General features: G+C 43.9%; 15 protein-coding genes. 9 read left to right on the plus strand and 6 right to left on the minus strand.

Features of this window, described 5'->3' with window-relative positions; translation table 11 throughout:
• Positions 1-23 precede the first annotated feature (23 nt).
• From larA to K6T99_10830, 4 genes are all read right to left on the minus strand, one after another.
• The gene (larA, locus tag K6T99_10815) at positions 24-1,265 is read right to left on the minus strand and encodes a nickel-dependent lactate racemase (protein ID MCL6520313.1); all 1,242 of its coding nucleotides are present in this window, start codon (positions 1,263-1,265) and stop codon (positions 24-26) included.
• A gap of 88 nt (positions 1,266-1,353) precedes the next feature.
• The gene (locus tag K6T99_10820) at positions 1,354-2,442 is read right to left on the minus strand and encodes a putative sulfate exporter family transporter (GenBank protein ID MCL6520314.1); all 1,089 of its coding nucleotides are present in this window, start codon (positions 2,440-2,442) and stop codon (positions 1,354-1,356) included.
• 60 nt (positions 2,443-2,502) lie between these two features.
• Positions 2,503-3,312, minus strand: a complete 810-nt coding sequence (locus K6T99_10825; protein ID MCL6520315.1) for a phosphosulfolactate synthase — start codon at positions 3,310-3,312, stop codon at positions 2,503-2,505.
• Positions 3,313-3,316: 4 nt separating this feature from the next.
• Positions 3,317-4,312, minus strand: a complete 996-nt coding sequence (locus tag K6T99_10830) for a hypothetical protein (protein ID MCL6520316.1) — start codon at positions 4,310-4,312, stop codon at positions 3,317-3,319.
• 89 nt (positions 4,313-4,401) lie between these two features.
• Between K6T99_10830 and fsa the strand changes: the two genes are divergently transcribed.
• From fsa to K6T99_10850, 4 genes are all read left to right on the plus strand, one after another.
• Positions 4,402-5,046, plus strand: coding sequence for a fructose-6-phosphate aldolase (gene fsa / locus K6T99_10835; protein ID MCL6520317.1), 645 nt, complete (start codon positions 4,402-4,404; stop codon positions 5,044-5,046).
• 36 nt (positions 5,047-5,082) lie between these two features.
• Complete coding sequence (locus K6T99_10840) at positions 5,083-6,495, plus strand: aldehyde dehydrogenase family protein (GenBank protein MCL6520318.1); 1,413 nt, start codon at positions 5,083-5,085, stop codon at positions 6,493-6,495.
• Between the two features lie 26 nt (positions 6,496-6,521).
• Positions 6,522-7,277, plus strand: a complete 756-nt coding sequence (locus tag K6T99_10845; protein ID MCL6520319.1) for a sulfite exporter TauE/SafE family protein — start codon at positions 6,522-6,524, stop codon at positions 7,275-7,277.
• A gap of 124 nt (positions 7,278-7,401) precedes the next feature.
• The gene (locus tag K6T99_10850; GenBank protein MCL6520320.1) at positions 7,402-8,526 is read left to right on the plus strand and encodes an ROK family protein; all 1,125 of its coding nucleotides are present in this window, start codon (positions 7,402-7,404) and stop codon (positions 8,524-8,526) included.
• Between the two features lie 75 nt (positions 8,527-8,601).
• Here K6T99_10850 and K6T99_10855 read toward each other — a convergent pair whose 3' ends face one another.
• The gene (locus K6T99_10855) at positions 8,602-9,807 is read right to left on the minus strand and encodes a beta-lactamase family protein (protein ID MCL6520321.1); all 1,206 of its coding nucleotides are present in this window, start codon (positions 9,805-9,807) and stop codon (positions 8,602-8,604) included.
• Between the two features lie 172 nt (positions 9,808-9,979).
• On the opposite strand from K6T99_10855, the gene K6T99_10860 reads away from it, so the two are divergent.
• From K6T99_10860 to K6T99_10880, 5 genes are all read left to right on the plus strand, one after another.
• On the plus strand, positions 9,980-11,089 hold the full coding sequence (locus K6T99_10860) for a Gfo/Idh/MocA family oxidoreductase (GenBank protein MCL6520322.1): 1,110 nt from the start codon (positions 9,980-9,982) through the stop codon (positions 11,087-11,089).
• A 99-nt stretch (positions 11,090-11,188) separates the two neighbouring features.
• Positions 11,189-11,728, plus strand: a complete 540-nt coding sequence (locus K6T99_10865) for a hypothetical protein (protein MCL6520323.1) — start codon at positions 11,189-11,191, stop codon at positions 11,726-11,728.
• Between the two features lie 163 nt (positions 11,729-11,891).
• Positions 11,892-12,371, plus strand: a complete 480-nt coding sequence (locus K6T99_10870; GenBank protein MCL6520324.1) for an Lrp/AsnC family transcriptional regulator — start codon at positions 11,892-11,894, stop codon at positions 12,369-12,371.
• Positions 12,372-12,391: 20 nt separating this feature from the next.
• A complete protein-coding gene (locus K6T99_10875; protein ID MCL6520325.1) occupies positions 12,392-13,558 on the plus strand; it encodes an aminotransferase class I/II-fold pyridoxal phosphate-dependent enzyme in 1,167 nt (388 codons plus the stop codon).
• Positions 13,559-13,631: 73 nt separating this feature from the next.
• Positions 13,632-17,042: a hypothetical protein gene (locus K6T99_10880; protein MCL6520326.1), complete on the plus strand. Its 3,411-nt coding sequence runs from the start codon at positions 13,632-13,634 to the stop codon at positions 17,040-17,042.
• Positions 17,043-17,106: 64 nt separating this feature from the next.
• Here K6T99_10880 and K6T99_10885 read toward each other — a convergent pair whose 3' ends face one another.
• On the minus strand, positions 17,107-17,415 hold the full coding sequence (locus tag K6T99_10885; protein ID MCL6520327.1) for a rubrerythrin: 309 nt from the start codon (positions 17,413-17,415) through the stop codon (positions 17,107-17,109).
• Positions 17,416-17,550 lie beyond the last annotated feature (135 nt).

A 17,550-nucleotide genomic window follows, 5' to 3' on the forward strand; every position in this document is an offset into this window, starting at 1 on the left:
TAATTTCAAAGACATGGTGGGTTTTAGCTACATTCCACACAGGTCATCGCTGCGTCAGGCAGGCAAATAATGGTATCTGATGGTTTTATATGGCTAATGATTTCATCAGGCGCGGCAAGTGGTTTCAATCGATAAGTCTTAACTTGCTGAGGCGGCAGGGCGCTATAGAGAAAAACTTCTACACCCTTTATATCGCGAACGTATTGGTATGCTTTATGAGCACCCATAACAAATTTCTTCTTGATTCGGGAAATGATTTCTTCTGCTGAAGTGGCTTCTCGCATCCATTCATCGAAAAGATCGTTTCCATGGCCCTCACGGCATTCTGCAAGAATAAATATCTTTCCTCCATCTTTTACCAGCTTCCTGGATGCTTGAAGTGCTTTTTGAGACTGGTAAAGGTCGATATCCCTTGGATAGCCACCTTGTGAAGCGATTACAACATCTGCCCGACATGGAACTCTCATTTTGTACATACGGTCTACTAAAGCTGCGCCTGCTCTATGAGCAGAAATCATATCGCCAGCAAAAGCTCCAACAATTTCCTTTTTGGAATTTTGGACCACATTCAAAATGAAGTCTACCCCTGCCATGCGGCCGACTTCATCGATTTCCATACGTACTGGGTTGCCTTCGATTCGTCCCATACCAGTTCCAGGAATTTCCAAGTTTGAGTGGTTTACTTCAATCGCTTCACGGTTACCCAAACCGGGGAAGACGCTTTTTGCGCCGCCGCCATACCCGCAGAATTGATGGTAATCTACATCACCGGTAAGAACCTTAAGTTCGGCTTCCATAAACTTTTTGTTAACTGAAATTCGCGTGCCTAATGATGTTACGCCAAGTGCGGATAATCCTAATGGATCGTCAGGCTGGTTGTTTTGTACCTGTACTCGCCCTTTGTATGGACCCACCCATTTATCGAACTCTTCTTTGGTCATGGGCCGGTGGAGTCCCGTTGCAGCAATAACGCAAATGCGTTCCTCAGGAATGCCTGCCGTGACCAAAGTGTCTAACACGGGCGTAAGGACAAGCGGGTAAGGTACGGGACGCGAGACGTCATCAACAACAACAGCGGCAGACTTCTTTCCAACAGCAAGGGATTTGAGGGTTGGCGAATCAATTGGATTTTGCAGGGCGCGCTTAATTTCAAAGACTGGATCCTCAACGCCATCAAGATCATGCGCACGGCAAATAGCTATAATCTGTTCGTCTGGCAATTCTAATGTAATATGCCCCTGTCCATACTTAAAATCAACTTGCATAGAAAAACGCCTAATATATATTGCATATGAAAGAGCTGGGCTTTATTGGTTTCTTTCAACTGAACGTGTAGGCGCCAAGTAAATACAGTTATTTGGCGACCGATAGATCATTTAAGTCGAAACCAAAAATTAAAAGGATGCTTATGATTGCAACAACTGCAGTTGTGATTAATCCGATTAGAAATCCTTTAAAGCCAAGTTTTTTCATGCTTGCCAAGTTAGTTGTTAAACCAATTCCTGCCATGGCAATTGTGATTAGCCACATGCTTAGCTTTTCAAAAACCTGAAAAAGCGGCCATAATGCCTCCGGCTCTCTTGCTGACCCAACTAATCCAAAGCTAGCAAGGCTAGTTCGCAATAGTGCCATCAATACAAATCCAAGTACGAACATGGGAAAGAGTTCTTTGTAGTTGAGTTTAACTTTGCTTTGTCGAACGCGCTGGCTGCGGAACAAATAGCCAAAAAGTATTACTATTGGGGCAATAAACAAGTTGCGTACCATCTTAACCGTTGTAGCAACTTCGCCCGATACGTTGCTATGCATAATTCCTGCTGCAACCACTTGAGGTGTATTGTGGATTGTGGTTCCTGCCCAGATACCAAAACCAACATCTGATAAACCAATCAACCCACAGATTGCTGGGTAAATAAACATTGCCAAAACACCAAGGATTGTAATGGTTCCAACGGCAAATGCAACATCTGAATCTTCGGCTTCGATAGCTGGAGCTGTGGCGGCAATTGCGCTTCCTCCACAAATTGTACATCCAACAGCAATTAATGCACCGAGCTTCTGCCGAATTCTCATAAATTTCCCAAGCCACATGGACAGCGAAAGTGCTGCGCCAATAACAATAACTACCAAACCCGCAGAAAGCCCACCCAGCTTTACCACGTCAAAGAAATTTAACCTTGAGCCCATAAAAACTATTCCAAGCGCCAGCACTCCCTTAAGGCAGTACTTTGCACCAGGCTCGATTGTCTTTGGAAGCTTTATGAGGTTGTTTACTAGAAAACCGATGATGATTGCTATGAGCACGCTCTCAATTGGATGCTGTGGGTGCTGAAGATCCTTACCGGGCATAGTAAATGGCGGAAATGGCAGTTGATTTATAAAATAGGCTGCCACTGCAATAACAGTAGCTAATCCTAGCCCTGGGAATAATTTTTTGTTCATAAAAGCTCCTCTCTTTTTATATTTCATTTAGCTGTTGAACAGTAAATTGTAAGTAATATTTTAATTCCAGTACTTAGGGTTTGCACAGTATGCTCTCTTTAAAGTGTCGCCACGCAAACCCTGGCGAAGAGCTTCGAGTGCCAAAATTTCTTCTGGTGGAACATTGCCAAGATTGACGTTGCAGCCAAACCTTAATATTAGATGTTGTTGCTGGTTCTTGAGCGGCGCTTCCCACACTAGGTCGCTTGGGTCCTTAACTCCGGCTATAATAGCGTCTATTTCATCCTCTTTGACCTTGCCGTCCTTATCAAATATTCCTACGCCTTTGCCGGCTTCGCGCGCTTCCACAATAACTTTAAATACGCCTAGCTCTAAATCATTTGCGATTTCCTCATGCATCAATTCGGTAGCAATCTTTTCGCCTGGGTCCTTTTTGCCAACCTCACTAATTACTTTGAAACCTGAGTCCAATGCGCGTTTGATAACATCCCTACGCATTTCAGGAGATACCTCTATCGTTCCATCGCTGACTTCGATCATTGTAAATCCTAATTCTTTTGCTCGCTTTAAGTATTCTGGTACACGTCGTTGCCAAATTGCTACTTCTAGGAAAGTCCCCCCTGGCATGACATCAACGCCAGCCGCACGTATGATCTCATTTTTTCGGCGAAGTATATCGGCATCATAAAATGCCGATGTCCCAAAAGTTAGCTTGATGTCGTCAATCCATTCGCTCGCAAGTTCCATTAGATCTTCGGTTTGCCTTATTCCAAGGCATTTATCAATAACCATTGTGAATCCTGTGGTTCGTGGCTTGCGTGACCTGCCTTGTATTGGTGCTTCACAGATGTTCTCCCAAGCGTTTGCCATTTTTCTAGATTCCTTTCATGCAGTTTTTTGGCCCCGTAAGTACAGACCGGGCATCAGTTATTCGATTCATGAATTCGTCTATGAATGCGAGACGAGCAGCCGCAAGATTGGGTGAATCAAAGCTAGGTATTGGCAATTCGTCGTATAAAAGCAATGTAGAGCTGATTTTCTCAGTAAGATTATCAAATAGCCGGCGTCGAAGCTCCCTACCCTTTGGAATTTGAGCAATCTCAGGGTCTCCTCTACCCATCTCGACCTTTGGAAAAACAACGGATATGTTCGGGTTCACGAGATAGTCTTGTTCCACTGCGACAGGAGTCAAGTCAACTGCGAACTTATGACCCCATACGTCTTTTGTGTCTGGTATCTTGATGTTCAAAGGTTCTATGGCATCTGGGAAGTCAATCGTGAGGTTGCCCACACGAATGTTGTCGTATAATGCTCCTTTATGTATAATCAGGTTTTGGTTCTTAATTTCACAATGCGCCATTTCGACAGTAAGAACTTTCCATCCCTTTTCGATTGCCGAAAGGATAAACACTGTTTTCCCACTTGCTGCCGGGCCAACAAACATAACCAAGCGGCCATCCTTAAATATCGCGCTTGCATGGAAGCTAAAAACACCCTTTTTTTCTAGGACTACCAGTAAATACTTGAAAAACAAACCAATATTTCCAAATAGGGAGTACCGATTGTCACTGCATAACTTTTCTGCTTTGGTAAAGTCCCCAATTAATATTAAACGCCTGCCATTTTTTTCAAATTGAAAAGAAATTGCGCGCTCGGCCACGTCATAGACCCAGAATTCTGCATCCACGTTTTCATATGGGACCTTTTCAATTCGCCAAACATCCGTAAGAAGCGATTGTAAAATCATTGCCTCAAAGTATTGAGGATCTGTAATTAAAAACTTGTTATTCGAAGCCAGCCCAATAGTAGCTCCACATATCCGAACGCCTCGTTTAAAAGACAATTGGTCAAGGGTAAGCTGGTCGTTCATTTCCCGCTTCTAATGTATACGCTTGACATCTAACACAATATTGTATAACATAATATAGTTTTTTATGTCAAGGGCAAAGGAGGCAGCAAATGAAGCTTTTCATTGATACAGCAAAGGTGGAAGAGATAAGGGAGGCACAATCTTGGGGGATTCTTGATGGCGTTACAACAAATCCATCACACATAGCGGCAACCGGGCGGCCGTTTCTTGAAGTCGTTAATGAAATATGCTCGATTGTTGACGGCCCAATTAGCGTAGAGGTTGGCAGCACTACAACTCCGGAGATTGTTGAAGAAGCAAGACGCATCGCAGCAATGCACAAGAACATCGTTGTGAAAATTCCTGTAACTAGAGACGGCATAAAGGCGATGAAAATACTTGCGCCTGAAGGCATTAAGATAAATGCAACACTAAACTTTAGTGCAGTCCAAGCCCTTTTGGCTGCGAAAGTAGGTGCTGCATATATTAGCCCATTCGTCGGGAGACTTGACGACGCTGGCCATGATGGCATGGAACTTGTTGAGGAAATAAAAACAATATACGACAACTACGGCTTCAAAACGGAAATAATAGTCGCTGCCGTCAGGAATCCGCTTCATGTACTGAGAGCCGCTTTAATTGGAGCTCATATTACCACAATGCGCTTTGAAATAATGAAGGCACTATTTGAGCACCCAATGACTGATGTTGGATTAGCGAAATTTCTTGACGACTGGGCAAAAGTACCGAAATAAATTGTCTAATTAGACTCAAAGCGAGGGATTCCTTTTATGAAAATGATAATTGGCGGCGAGTGGGTTGAAACAAATGAGAGCATCGAAGTAATTAATCCATTCGATGGTTCTGTTATTGACACAGTTCCCAGTGCCGATGCATCGGAAGTTGAGACGGCACTTCAGCGCGCTGTAGTCGGAGCAAAAGAGATGAGCAAGCTTTCAGCTCGAGAGCGGTCGGAAATTTTGTCGCGCGCTGCTGAACTGCTTCAGGATAGGCTAGAAGAATTTGCAGTTATAATAGCAAAGGAAGTAGGCAAAACCATAAAGGAAGCCCGAACAGAAGTTATGCGAGCTTGCCTAACTATAAAGACCGCATCCGAGGAAGCAAAAAGAATCCATGGAGAAACAGTACCCTTCGACGGAATGGCTGGCGCAGAATCAAAGTTCGGATTCTACATTCGCGTGCCTGTTGGTGTTGTTCTCGCCATCACGCCTTTTAATGTGCCGCTTAATTTGGCGTGCCATAAGGTTGCGCCAGCTATTGCCGCGGGAAATGCGGTAATCCTAAAGCCTGCGACTGCTACTCCATTAGCAGATATAATGCTTGGGCAGCTTCTCTTGGATGCTGGTTTGCCACCAAATGCGATTAGTGTTATCACGGGGCGAGGACCTAGTATTGGAAACCTGCTCGTTTCGGATTCGAGAGTAAGGTTGATCTCATTTACTGGTAGCCCTGAGGTAGGCGAGGCTATTACCAAGATAGCTGGGCTCAAGAAGATTGCAATGGAGTTAGGATCGAATTCATGTGCTATTGTGATGGACGATGCGGATCTTGATGAGGCTGCACGGAGAGTCCGAATAGGTGGCTATGCAGTTGCCGGCCAGGTTTGTATCTCAGTGCAGAGAGTGATTGTGCACGAAAAAGTATATAATGTTTTTCTAGAAAAGCTTGTCCCACTCGTCGCAGGCATTAAGGTAGGCAATCAACTAGATTCTGAAACTGATATGGGGCCAATGATTGACGATAAAGCTGCTATTCGGGTTGAAAGCTGGATAAGAGAGGCAATTGCGGGCGGTGCTAAAAGCCTTCTTCCAATAAAAAGGGATGGGGCAATTTTGTTCCCGACAGTTCTTACCGATGTCGCGCTGGATATGAAGGTTTGGTCGGAGGAAGTTTTTGGCCCTTTAGTTGCTGTGATAAAGTGCAACAATTTTGACCATGTGATTGAGCTAGCGAATACCTCTAAATACGGTTTGCAAGCTGGAATATTTACAAGAAACTTAGAATTTGCTCTTAGAGCCGCCCGGGAGATTGAAGTTGGAGGCGTAATAATAAACGACGTACCGACTTTTAGGATAGACCCAATGCCCTATGGCGGAGTAAAACTTAGTGGGTTCGGAAGGGAAGGTCCAAAATACGCGATTGAGGAAATGACAGAGCTGAGATTAATCGCATTCCAAATGTAGTTCTTAGTAAAAGAAAGGAAGTTGATGTGGAAGACATTATAATTTATACACTAGTTGCTGTGATAGTTTACTTGACGCACGTTCAGGAAGGAATCACAGGCTTTGGATGTACTGTTCTTGCTTTGCCATTTATAACCTTGCTTCTTGGGCTTCAAACCGCGGTACCAATGCTAGTAATAAACGCTTGGGTGCTGACGGTGTACATAACATGGGAGTCTCGCCGGAAAATTGTTTGGAATGAATATGCACGAATTTTTATCCTTGCCGCATTGGGATTGCCAATTGGAATGTGGATGTCTTCTAGGCTTCCTGAGAACATACTTAAGTTTATACTTGCGGGGTTTATGATATTGGTTGGCATACATGGTTTGTGGAAGCAAACTGCAAAGCAACGAAATAATCAGACGGTAAACCCTACAATTAGGTTTCTCTCGAGCCTCTTGCTTCCGATAGGCGGATTAATCCATGGGGCATTTGGTTCAGGGGGCCCGCTTGCCGTCATATATGCAACGCAAACACTTACAGATAAGACTGCATTCAGAGGTACTCTATGCGCCGTCTGGGTCACGTTAAACACAATAATTGTGAGCAGATGGATTGTTACGAAAAGCTTGGATGCACATATTCTCAAGGTTGCTGCATTTGCCTTGCCTTTCACAGTAATCGGCATGATTATGGGAAATCACTGGCATTACAGAATGGATGAAATCCTGTTTAGAAAGCTCGTATATACTGTCCTCGTGCTAGCAGGAATAACACTGGCTTTGTCAGTTATTGTATAGCCATATAAATTATTTTCGAATCGCAGGTATATTAGGAGAAAGACTTTCAAAATCAATGAAAAAGCACACACACGCAGTAAGTAATACTTTGCAGAGGCAGCAGAAGGCGGCCAGGCGCACAAATGTGAGTCTTCTGCGATATATTCTCGACCATCCAAATGCTACATCACGGGGTGCATCTGAGGATTTAGGAATGAGTTTTCCAAACGTTTGTCGCCTCGTGGCAGAATTCAAGAATGCGGGGTTATTGATTGAAAAAGAGCGACAGCAAACCGGGCGTCGCGGACCTTGGTCAAGGGCTGTTGCCCTTCGCGGTAATTTAGGTTGTAGCGTTGGGGTAGACCTGGAAGCTACTCATATCCGCGGTGTGGTTCTCGATTTTTCTAACGAGATAACGGATGTCCTAAGAAAGCCAATAAACCCTTCAGATGGACCTGATGAAATAGTTGCAGCTGTAGCTGAAGTTGCTTTTGAATTGATAAGGGTTGCAAGGGACAGGGGAATTGACGTACATGTTATAGGATTGGGACTTCCTGGGCCTGTTATTGACAAAGATGCCGGACGTGTAAGAACCCACCTTCAGTTTGGCTATGGAACGCTCGAACTTGTGCCAGCAGTTAAAGAGAAATGTGGTGTGCATACTGTTGCAACAGCAAACACATTTTGTTTCGCTGTTGGTCACCATCGAATGAATGCCCCGCGCAAAAAAGGAATCGAGATGACCATCCTTAATAGATTTGGGATAGCTGCTACAATTGTCTGGGATGGCAAGCTCTACACTGGTGCTTCCCACTACGCTGGTGACATTGGATTGCTACCGTGTGGTACTGTTTCGCCCACGAGGCCACTCAAAGAGGTATGTACGGGCGCCTCGCTTATTAGGTTTGCTCGGGAGCGTGGTGACCAAAGAGCGTTCCAGGAATTGGTTTCAGACCCAACCAAGAAGCCTGTGTGTGATTGGTTGGAAGATGCAATTCCGGCTTTCGTTCAGGCAATTCACCTGGCAATCATGTTATATAACCCTAACTACGTGCTAATCGAGGGGATTTTTAACCGGATGCCTGCGGAGATTCTTGAAAGAATTGTGACGTCGGTAAGAGAAGAGGTAATTCGGACGGGGAATATGACTCCGGAAATCAGGTTTTTCGAGGGTGATGACCTAATGGGTGCTCGTGGCGCTGCCATGCTTGCTCGTGATACCGTTGCCGATGAAATTCTTGAAGGAATAGTCAGCGCTTACGAATCCTGAGGATTGACACGCTCCTAGCTAAAAGGTATGTCCAACGAGCTTTAGAATGAGGTCAGCTTGTATCTTTTCGTTTTTTTAACGTGCTAGCGTGTTTTTGTAAAGAGGGTCGTTTTCGATTACAATTTTTGTTATTTCGCGTTGAATCCCGGCTCCCCGTGATGTATCGTCTGGATATACGCGATTGGTCAGAATAATTATAAATGTCCCCGCCAGCTGGTCAATTCGAATCCAGGTGCCGGTATAACCAGAATGGCTCAAAACCGCCTTGTCTGGGACCTGGTTTAATGACGTCGCATATGGATATGAACGGCTTAAGCCCCACCCCAAGCCGAAAACACGTCCGACTTTTTCTGGGACTTGATTTGTTCCTAGAAGCCTAATTGTCGACGAAGTTAGTATCTGCTTGCCATCCCATTTGCCTCCTGATAAAATCATCTGGCAAAATTTGGAGAGATCATTGGCGCTTGAGAAAAGACCTGCATTTCCGCAGCATCGCCATCCGTCGCTTTCGTAATAATTCGCAAGCGGATCGTGGACAACCCCCTGCCTGAAATTAGGTTTTCCTATGGTTGGTGCTGCAAGCGATTTCTTCTTCTCGCTGAGGTAATACCCTGTGTGTAGCATTCCTAAAGGAACAAATAATCGCCTTCTAAGAAATGTTTCCTGTGACATGCCAGCAACTTCTTCATTAATTCGGGCCAGAGTGATAAAGTTTAGGCAAGAGTATTTCCATCCTTCTCCAGGCTTATATTCTAAAGGAAGTGAGGTAATGCGGCGAATGAGAGCGTCTGATTTAAGTTCACATGGCCTGCGTTCTTCTTCCGTCTTTGCGACATTGGTATATGCTGGAAGCCCAGAAATGTGACACAGAAGATGGCGCACTTTTATATCTTTTTTGTCGTCAGTGTTCCAGGCAGACAAATATTTTGAAACAGGGTCATCGAGGTTGAGCTTTCCATCTTGGAAAAGAAGCATAGTAGCGGTAGCAGTACCAACTGCTTTGCTGACTGAGGCTAAATCATAAATTGTATCAAGAGTTGCTTCAGGTGAGTCGTCGTCGTAGGTTAAATGGCCGTATGCCTTTGCGAAAAGTATTTTGTCTGCGGTTCCAATGACAACGACAACGCTGGGAGTTCTATGTTTTGCAATGGCTTCTTTAGCCAAGATATCAATACGTTGGAATATGTTTGCATCGAACACAGGAGCTGCTAATGCAAAATCCAGTAAGCCCAAAAGAATGACAAGTGAGACTAGAAGTTTATTTTTGCAAGATTCTTTCATTGTTACACCTCTTGCTAGTTGTTTATATTGGGTAAATTTTTGCATTGACAATGTGGTGAAAAATCGTAGTCTAATTTCCTTTTCATTTTAAAAGTGTCTAGGTCCTGCAGGAGATTTCTAGTAAGATAAGAAAGATTTATTTGGCACAATTCAAGGTATTCTGGAGGCTTTTATGTCAAGCAGGAAAGTGCGCATTGGAATTGTTGGCGGCAGATTTGGTTCCACTTTTCAGTTTCATGAACACCCAAATTGCACTGTGGAGGCTGTGAGCGATTTTAATCCAGACCAGCGAAAAGTTCTAATGGAAACGTATAGGTGCAATAAGTCATACGTTACTTTAGATGAAATAATTAAAGATAAAGACGTTGATGCTGTGGCGATATTTACGCCTGCTCCCTTTCATGCTCGCCATTCAATTGCAGCGCTAAAAGCAGGTAAGCATGTATTTTGCGCTGTTCCTGCGGTTATGAATCTCGAAGAAGCTGAAGAACTAAAAGAAACTGTAGAGAAAACAGGCCTTATTTATATGATGGCAGAGACCAGTTACTATCACCAATCCGTGATATCGGCTCGCAAATGGTATAAAGAGGGCAAGTTTGGTGAGATATTCTATACTGAAGCCGAGTACTATCACCCAGGCCTCGATGTCCTCTTTTTTGAGAATGGTCAGCGAACATGGAGATATGGCTTTCCACCAATGCACTATCCTACTCACTGTACATCATATCTTATTGGTGTTACAGGTGAACGCCTTACCAGTGTAACTTGCGTCGGTTGGGGGGACGATTCGCAAGTTTTAAAAGATAACGCATATAATAACCCATTTTGGAATGAGACTGCTTTCTTCAAGACTGACAAAGGACATGCTTTTCGAGTGGCTATCTATTGGAACGCTCCAGTTCGTGGTTGCGAAAGAGGCCAATGGTGTGGAACGAAGATGAGTTTTTATGACCCCCACCCAAATGGGCTTGGACCAGTAATTGTTCGTTTTTCGGAGGAAGTCGAAAAGGATGGAAAAGGAGGCGTTCGGAAACTTCCTCATCTCGAACAATATGAACAAGAAATCTGGTGGAAGACGGATATGCTACCAGAACCGCTGCGTCATCCAAGTGGTCACGATGGTTCACATACGTTCCTCACCCATGAGTTTATAGATGCTATTGTAAACGAGCGCACGCCAGCAATTGGTATTAACGAAGCGCTGGCATATACAGTTCCAGGCATAATTGCTCACAAGTCAGCACTGGAAGGTGGCAGGCAGTTGGAAATACCGCAATTTTAAAGCTAGACCAAATTTATCGAAAATTAGGGCATTATGCTGTGACTATGAAAGACTTACATGAAAGAAAAGCAACATAAATCGTTCAACTTTACAGAAGCTATGGAACAGCTGATAAGACACATTTCTAAAGTGTGTCCTGAATTCAGCCATTTAGATTCGGAACGTATAATTGTTGCGACTTTACAAACGCGCTCCCCCGGCATACATGGAGTGTATGCATCTGTTCAACCTTTGAGATTCAAGGATGGCGAGCGCATGATAAAACGGAGAGGACGAACCTACATTATGCCAGAGGTTCGCCATGGCGGGAAGGAAATACTTTACATTATTTATTTTGCGCTGCCCCGCTTCCTTAATCTGTTGTTTGAAGAAAAGCTGACAACCATATTCCACGAGCTCTACCATATAAGCCCGCAGTTCAATGGCGACTTGCGTCGTTTCCCTGGAAGAAATTATGCACATGGGCATTCGCGAAAGAAATATAATGAGCTTTTACAGCCGTTAATTGCAGAGTATATTTCCAATGCTGAAGCCAGAGAGATGACTGAATTTCTAAGGCAAAATTTCCAAGAGCTTGAAGAAAGATACGGCAAAGTTGTTGGAACAAAGATAAAGCCTCCTAAACCATCGCTTGTTTAAGTTGACAAAGGGGGTACTTGGATGCTAAATTAGGCAACAGATCCCCATTAACTAATTAAAAATGGCGAAGCGTAAATCTCTTTAGCTGTAATTGATGAATCTTTGCGAATTAAGCAATTTTAGTTACTAAATTCATTTGCTGCATTTTGGAAAGGACCTTCTAATGAAAGAAATACTCAAAATCCTTGAGCAGGATGCCCGCCTTGGAGCCGAGGAAATTGCCACAATGACTGGCAAATCGGTTGAAGAAGTTAGGCAGATAATCGAAAGGTGCGAGAGGGAGGGCATAATTCGCCGGTATAAGACAGTAATTGATTGGGAAAAAGTTGGTGAGGAGCGAGTTTATGCCTTCATTGATGTGAAGGTTTCGCCTGAGCGAGGAGTAGGGTTTGACGACATTGCTGAGCGAATATATCGTTTCCCTGAGGTTCATTCGGTTTATTTGGTTTCGGGAACTCACGACCTACGCGTCGTAGTTGGTGGCCACCACATGAAGGAAGTCGCCTTCTTTGTAGCCGAAAAACTTGCCACGATAGACCGAGTGCAATCAACAAGCACGCATTTTCTTTTGAAGAAATACAAGGAAGATGGTGACATCTTCGCACCGCCTGAAGAAGATCATCGCTTAGCGGTTACTCCCTGATTGAAAGGTAAATTTAAGATATGCCAGATATCTCTGCAAAAATGGCTGCGGTTCCTGCTTCGGGCATTCGAAAGTTTTTTGACATCGTCTCTCAAATGGATGATGTCATTTCGTTGGGTGTTGGTGAGCCCGATTTCGTAACGCCTTGGCGCATCAGAGAAGCGTGCATTTATGCTTTGGAGAAAGGCTACACTACGTACACTTCGAATTATGGCCTTATTGAACTCAGAGAATTAGTTGCGCTAAATCTCCAAAGATGTTATGGACTGACATATAATCCACAAAATCAAATTCTCATTACTGTGGGCGTCAGCGAGGCGATTGATTTAGCCCTTCGCGCTATTCTTAACCAAGGCGACGAAGTTATTATCCCTGAGCCGTGCTTTGTAGCATACAAACCTTGCGTAATCTTTGCGAATGGCAAGCCAGTTGCAATTCCAACAAGTGCGGAATTGGGGTTTGCTCCAACTCCTAAACAGATTGAGGAAGCAATAACGGAAAAGACTAAGGCAATATTTATTAGTTACCCAAACAACCCAACAGGCGCTGTGATGTCTAGAGAAGCGCTTCAAGAAATAATCGATTTGGCGAATAGATATGATCTTTGGGTTATATCCGATGAAATCTACGACAAACTGGTTTACGGCGTTGAGCATACTTGCATTCCAACTTTAAGAGGAGCATACGAGCGCACAATTTTACTAAATGGGTGGTCGAAAGCATATGCAATGACAGGCTGGCGAATTGGATACGCTGCTGGTACTCCGGAAATTATTGAAGCAATGATGAAGATTCACCAGTATGTAATGATGTGTGCGCCAATTACCGCTCAGATGGCCGCCATAGAAGCGCTAAAGAATGGGGAGACGGACACAAAGGATATGATACAGCAATATGATCGACGGCGGCGGCTAATAGTTGAAGGCCTGAATAAGATAGGATTGAAATGTTTCGAACCAAAGGGTGCATTTTATGTTTTCCCTTCGATTCAAAGTACAGGCCTAAGTTCGGAGGAGTTAGCCGAACGATTGCTTCGGGAGGAAAAAGTTGTAGTTGTTCCTGGTAATACTTTTGGAGCATGTGGCGAAGGTTACGTTCGTTGTTCCTATGCGACAAGCCTTTCAAATATTCAGCAGGCTCTTGAACGAATGGAGCGGTTTGTTAAAAGACTTGCTGGCAATCTATAATAACCAACAAGTTTTCTTCTAAATGCTGCTTTTGGTAATATCAAGTTTCCATGTGCAGAAGGGATTGGCATAAATGCTGAATACTCGACAGTTGATATTGCTTTCATTAACATTATCATTAGTATTTGCTGCTGGGGTTTCCTTAAGAGCAGCAGACCGTGTAACATGTTACACAGCATGGGATAACGCCTTCTTTTACGTAGCGGCTGAAATACAGGACCCAGACATCGAAGCGACTAACACCACTCACATGTCCAATCCCTGGGAAGACGATGCAATCGAAGTATTTCTAGAAACTGACGCCAACCGAGCACCCAACAGATCTGCGAATACATTTCAAATGTCTGTAAGTGCGGGCGGAGGTTCTAGTTTCATAGTCGGCGAGTCTGGCATACCAAAGCCAAAGACCATATATACATTTAAGTATGCAAAAAAGGTACAAGGTACAATTAATAAGCCTGAGGACAAAGACATAGGGTATGTCATCGAACTTGCCATGCCTTGGAGAGAGATGGGTGGCCCCCCAAAGGCCGGGCAAATTATGGGCTTTAATATTATCTGTCGAATGCGGGGTGAGAACGCTGGTTTTGTGAGCTTTTCGCCCAATGTCAAGACAGAAGAGGATGTGCAAATTCCGGCAAATTGGGGAACCATCAAGCTGGTAGATGTACCCACGGTGATTGCTATCCAAGACGGCGCTGTCGTCTGCAGAAAAGTGGTTACTCGACCGCCATTGATTGATGGAAACTTAAGCCCAGGAGAATGGAATCCTAACATGAGTTTCCAGATGATAAAACCTGAGCCCACTCTTTTGCCACCAAAGCAAAAATACCTTATCGAGAGGCTTTCGTTTGCACCTTATTATTGTAACTTCCAGTGCGATTTCCAAAGAAGCACCACAACAGAAAATGGTGAGGCAATGCAATTAACCGACCAGCCGCTTTATGGTGTTGGGCCATGGTTCTCTGGTTATCGGGTACAATGGCATAAAGAACAATGCTCAGAGGTTAGACGAGCGGGAATAGACATAATACTTCCAATATATGAAGGCTCCGAGGAGCGCAGCATCCTATTTCTTGTTCAAGCTCTGAAGGAACTTAAAGCCGAAAATCGAGATTATCCGCTTGTCGCACCCCTACTAAATGTACCAATAGTTGATAAGCAAAACGCTGGTAAAATAAACCCCAATGCTCAAGAAGTATTATATGGTAAAATCAAGGATTTCTTTCTCCGCGTCCCCGAAGAGTTTCGAGCAACGGTTCAACTACCACCAGAAAAAGGGTCCTGCCTTGCTAATATTGTTTTCTTTGGTCAAGCCTTATCTAATACTGACTTAGACACCAATGCAATCGAATATTGTAACAAGCGTTTTGGTGAAGATTTTGGTGGAACTAGGCTTATATGGATAGCGACCAACAGCCTAAAACCCAATTTCGAAGCTGCCGATGGATACTGGGCACCCTCCGCAGGTTTGGGTCTTAAATATGATGATACTGGGTGGATTGATATTGCATGCATTGGTCCAGGCTACGATGATTCTGCTATTAATAACGAAAACCCTAAAATTCGCTCTCGGATGGACGGATTGGCTTATCGAAAAGATTGGGATACATTGATTGCAAAACAGCCCAATTGGGTTGTTGTTGATAGCTGGAATGGCTTCCATGAAGGGAGCGAAGTATGTCCTAGCCGACAATATGGCGTAAAATACGTTGGTCTCACCCGAATAAATATGCTTCGATTTAACGGCATGCGTGCGTATGATGCGAAGTTTATAAAGCATAATACCCCATCTGTTATGCTGCCGGGTGCTCTCTATCAAATAAACGTGACTGTTCGAAATGCGGGGACAAAGCCGTGGTATGCTGGACAAGGGTTTTTTATCGCTTGCAGGTGGTATAAGGACGGAAGACTTTTTGCGGATACAGGTGCGCGGCTGCCAATTCAAGTAACAGTTCTCGCAGGCCAGACGTTAGAAAAGACAGTGGGAATACGAGCTGTAGATCAAGATGGTAAACCATTACCTGAGGGCGATTATGAGCTTAGGTGGGAGATGACGGGTCTGCGCGATACTTGGTTTTCAGCTGCGGGCGACACACCTCTATGCGTTCCTGTCAAGGTGGGAACGTCCCCTGCCCTAGGATTTACTGTTGTGAGTTCAACAATGCCAACCCTGGCCAAGGCAGGCAGTAAATATTCTGTCTTTTTAAAGCTTCGAAATGATGGACCAAATACATGGAGAGCAGGTACTTGCAATATTGGATATAGATGGTTTAATCCCGCAGATGAGTCTCAACCCATGTTGACAATCGAATCTGCGGCAAATCTCATGTCAGATGTCGAACCAGGCAGAACCGTAGAAGTAATGACATCCGTTGAAACGCCTGCGCTTAGTTCGCCGGGCGGACCTTCGGAGCTAGTCTTAAAATGGGACGTTTTCGAGGAGCAGAATCGGCTAGGTTCTCCTGGGCTTGGGTGTGCTTCGCAATTGGTATACCTTGACTCTGATTACGGATTGCGTTTTGTCGAAAGCACTACTCCAAGGGAAATGACAGCTGGAAAGCCTACAAAAGTAAGTTTAACGGTTGAAAATGTCGGTCCCAATTTTTATCCTGCCGGTCAAGTTTCGATTGGTTATCGCTGGTATTACCTTGACGGTGTGGAAGCAATTTGGGAAAGCAAGGTGGCTCCTTTAAATGCGGAGCTAAAGCCAGCGGATAAGATTACTTTGCAAGTAACTATTACCCCTCCACTATATGATGGTAATTACTTGGTTGTTTGGGATTTTGTAATCGATGGCAAGCTTTGGTTGTCCACTATTCCCGCAATAAGAGGCAACGACATCCTTGTTGTACCGGTTTCAGTTAAAAAGGGCAAATTAGAAATTCTAAATCTTGATAAGATGTTTGATGCTGATGTTGTTAGCTTTGATACCAACCGAAGTGATGGAGATTTTGACGGCAATGGTTCAACTTTCCCAGCGGAAGTGTTACCTCCTGATGCAACTCCAGTTTCACCGGCATATGGCCTTTGGCCGTCGGAATATTTCACGGTTGTAGCCAAACCAAATGAAGAATCGAAACATCAGGTTTCATTCAAATATCCTCCAAAAGTTGATACGTTGAAAAATGCTGTTACTTGTAAAGGGCAGAGAATTAAAGTAAAACAAGGCAGATATTTAGCGCTCCATCTTTTGGCAGCGTCATCGCAGGATGCAGAGGGAATATTTAGCTTTGAGTATGCAGGAGGAAGCATTAGCAAGAGATTATTTTTCTCAGCATGGAACAAAAGACCAAAACATGACGAAAAACCTGCTATAATTGCTCTTCACAAGCATTCACTGGATGGAGACAGACCCGGCGAAAAGTGTTATTTAAATCATTATGCCTTGCCACTTGATCCATCGAAAGAACTGATAGCCATTCACCTTCCAAAGCTAGAGAGCGTAAAGGTCCTTGCAATTACACTGGAACATGGTGAATAAAAGTTCTGTTAATAAGTCTGCATTTTTGGAACTTGTGATTTATAATCTTCAAATTTAATCAGGGCTATTCTTCTTTCTCCCTGGCAGCAAGCAAAGCTTCTACCTCTGCCATGCCTTCCTTTGCCTTCTCTGCGGCTATCGGGTCCAGATTATATAGGAGTTTGGTAAACTCGCCCATGTGAACGAGCTCCTCAAGAGCAACATCATACAAAACTTTCTTAGCATCTTGATTGTCAGTTGCATCCATATGGGCAGTGTAGATGTGAACGGCTTCGAGTTCAGCCGCTATGTCTAGCATTATTGCTCTTACAAGCTCACTATCTGTCATTTTACGGTATGTCATTCCTGTAAATGGATTTATGAACTCCGGCATTTCTATTTCTCCTCCTATTTTAATTAGTTGGTCGGTGTTTACTTTATATTACCCCATAATGCATAACCTAAACGATTGCTGGGATGAACTCAAAAATAAAAAAAACCGGGTTTCGCTTGAAATCCGGTTTTCTTG

Source organism: Armatimonadota bacterium (assembly GCA_023511795.1).
Taxonomy (GTDB): domain Bacteria; phylum Armatimonadota; class UBA5829; order DTJY01; family DTJY01; genus JAIMAU01.

Coding starts and splice junctions, on each gene's coding strand:
- larA (MCL6520313.1), bottom strand. CDS start 1,265: ATGCAAGTTGATTTTAAGTATGGACAGGGGCATATTACATTAGAATTG.
- K6T99_10820 (MCL6520314.1), bottom strand. CDS start 2,442: ATGAACAAAAAATTATTCCCAGGGCTAGGATTAGCTACTGTTATTGCA.
- K6T99_10825 (MCL6520315.1), bottom strand. CDS start 3,312: ATGGCAAACGCTTGGGAGAACATCTGTGAAGCACCAATACAAGGCAGG.
- K6T99_10830 (MCL6520316.1), bottom strand. CDS start 4,312: ATGAACGACCAGCTTACCCTTGACCAATTGTCTTTTAAACGAGGCGTT.
- fsa (MCL6520317.1), top strand. CDS start 4,402: ATGAAGCTTTTCATTGATACAGCAAAGGTGGAAGAGATAAGGGAGGCA.
- K6T99_10840 (MCL6520318.1), top strand. CDS start 5,083: ATGAAAATGATAATTGGCGGCGAGTGGGTTGAAACAAATGAGAGCATC.
- K6T99_10855 (MCL6520321.1), bottom strand. CDS start 9,807: ATGAAAGAATCTTGCAAAAATAAACTTCTAGTCTCACTTGTCATTCTT.
- K6T99_10860 (MCL6520322.1), top strand. CDS start 9,980: ATGTCAAGCAGGAAAGTGCGCATTGGAATTGTTGGCGGCAGATTTGGT.
- K6T99_10865 (MCL6520323.1), top strand. CDS start 11,189: ATGGAACAGCTGATAAGACACATTTCTAAAGTGTGTCCTGAATTCAGC.
- K6T99_10870 (MCL6520324.1), top strand. CDS start 11,892: ATGAAAGAAATACTCAAAATCCTTGAGCAGGATGCCCGCCTTGGAGCC.
- K6T99_10875 (MCL6520325.1), top strand. CDS start 12,392: ATGCCAGATATCTCTGCAAAAATGGCTGCGGTTCCTGCTTCGGGCATT.
- K6T99_10880 (MCL6520326.1), top strand. CDS start 13,632: ATGCTGAATACTCGACAGTTGATATTGCTTTCATTAACATTATCATTA.
- K6T99_10885 (MCL6520327.1), bottom strand. CDS start 17,415: ATGCCGGAGTTCATAAATCCATTTACAGGAATGACATACCGTAAAATG.